We start from the raw sequence: 2,180 nt of genomic DNA, 5'->3' as shown, positions 1-2,180 counted from the left end.
GCCGGACCATTCCGGCATCACCATGGTCAACATCGGCGTCGGCCCGTCCAACGCCAAGACCATCACTGACCATATCGCCGTGCTGCGGCCGCATGCCTGGATCATGCTGGGCCATTGCGCCGGCCTGCGGAACACCCAGAAGCTGGGCGACTACGTCCTGGCGCATGGCTATGTCCGCGAGGACCATGTGCTGGACGCCGACCTGCCGGTCTGGGTGCCGGTGCCGGCCCTGGCCGAGATCCAGGTGGCGCTGGAGCGCGCGGTCGGCGAGATCACCGGCCTCAGCGGCTACGGGCTGAAGAGCGTGATGCGCACCGGCACGGTTGCCACCATCGACAACCGCAACTGGGAGCTGCGCGACTATCGCGAGCCGGTGCAGCGCTTCAGCCAGAGCCGCGCCATCGCCCTGGACATGGAGAGCGCGACCATCGCCGCCAACGGCTTCCGCTTCCGGGTGCCCTACGGCACGCTGCTCTGCGTCTCCGACAAGCCGCTGCATGGCGAGCTGAAGCTGCCGGGCATGGCCGACGCCTTCTACAAGCAGCAGGTCGGCCAGCACCTGCAGATCGGCATCCGGGCCATGGAGCGGCTGCGCGAGCTGGGGCTGGAGCAGCTGCACAGCCGCAAGCTGCGGAGCTTCGCCGAAGTCGCGTTCCAGTAGGAGGCTTCGGGCCATGCCGCAGGACAGCCGCCGGCCGCCCCAGATGGACCGGCCTCGGATCGGGGTCGGCGCCGTGGTCTGGCGCGACGACCGGCTGCTGCTGATCCAGCGCGGCAAGGCGCCCCAGGCCGGGCAGTGGAGCATCCCCGGCGGCAGCCAGGAGCTGGGCGAGACCCTGTTCGAGGCGGCGCTGCGCGAGACCCGCGAGGAGGCCGGGGTCGAGGCCGAGGCGCTGGGCATCGTCACCGCGGTCGATTCAATCCACCGCCACGCCGAGGGCGGGGTCGAGTGGCACTACACCATCATCGATGTCGAGGCCGAGTGGCGGTCCGGCGAGCCGGTGGCGGGCGACGATGCCGCCGCGGCGCGCTGGGCGACGCTGGAGGAGGCCGATGCGCTGATCGAATGGCCGGAGCTGCGGCGGGTGCTGCACCTGTCGGCCCGGCAGCGGTCACAGCGCCGGCGCACGCCCGGCCCGGTGCGGCTGAAGCCGAGGCCCGACCTGATGCGGCTGATGCGCACGCCGCTGGGCCGGCTGGTGGCGCGGCCTTGGTTCGACGGCATGTCGCTGGCCCTGCTGCGCGGCTGGTTCCTGCCGGCGTCGCGCAGCCTGGCCGCGGCGATCATCGCCGACGGCGACCTGCACCGCTTCTGCGACGAGCTTCCGATCGCGCCCGACACCCTGGGCAAGCGGCCGCTCTGGCTGGGCCGCACCCTGCGCGACGTTGCCCGCCTGGCCGAGCAGCACCGCCAGGCCGAGGCGGAATGGCAGCGCCTGCTGTTCTCCACCACCGCGCCGCTGGCCGATGTGGTGGCGGCGGAGGAGGCGCGGCTGGACGCGGCCTCGGCCCTGACCACCAGCCGGCTGCGCTTCGCCCTGTTCGGCAACAACCGCAAGATCCCGGCCTGCCGCTGGGTGATCCCGACCGAGGACGAGGTCGAGGCCCGGCACGGCGTCCGGCTGGCCGACCCGGAGAACGCCTACCGCCTGCCGGACGCGCTGCCGGTGGTGGAGGAGACCCGGCGCCTGCCGAGCGAGCTGGGCACCGACCACTGGTTGACCTTCCCGACGCCCGACCCGTCGGTGGAGGCCCCGTGCTGGGCCCGGGTGTTCACCCCGGCCGACGCCGCCGACCCGCCCACGGTGATTCATCTGCACGGCATCTGCATGGAGCCGGACCATCTGCGCGGGCCGCTGAGCGAGATCGAATCCCTGGTCCGCCGCGGCCTGCGCGTGGTGCTGGTGGAGGCGCCCTGGCACGGAAGGCGCAAGCGCCCGGGCACCTATGCCGGCGAGCCGATGGTGGCGTCCACCCCGCTCGGCGCGCTGGACCACCTGTCGGCGGCGGTGCGCGAGGTCGGCATCCTGACCCGCTGGGCCCGGCAGACCAGCCGCGGCGCGGTGGGGTGGAGCGGCATCAGCTTCGGCGCCCTGACGGCGCAGCTGGCCGCGGCCCATTGCGGCGCCTGGCCGGCCGCCTGCCGGCCGGACGCGCTGCTGCTGTTCACCACCTCGGAA

General features: G+C 73.2%; 2 protein-coding genes. Both read left to right on the top strand.

Going from position 1 to position 2,180, the window contains the following annotated elements; translation table 11 throughout:
- Positions 1-661 (top strand): AMP nucleosidase (locus tag P409_RS32435; RefSeq protein WP_034848333.1); only part of this gene is annotated, 661 nt, incomplete at its 5' end.
- Between the two features lie 13 nt (positions 662-674).
- The coding region (locus P409_RS38415) for an NUDIX hydrolase (RefSeq protein ID WP_161790514.1) at positions 675-2,180 on the top strand (1,506 nt) is incomplete at its 3' end.

The sequence above is a fragment of the Inquilinus limosus MP06 genome (genome assembly GCF_000767795.1).
Lineage (GTDB): Bacteria > Pseudomonadota > Alphaproteobacteria > DSM-16000 > Inquilinaceae > Inquilinus > Inquilinus limosus_E.
This window is presented reverse-complemented; position numbering and strand designations above follow the sequence as displayed.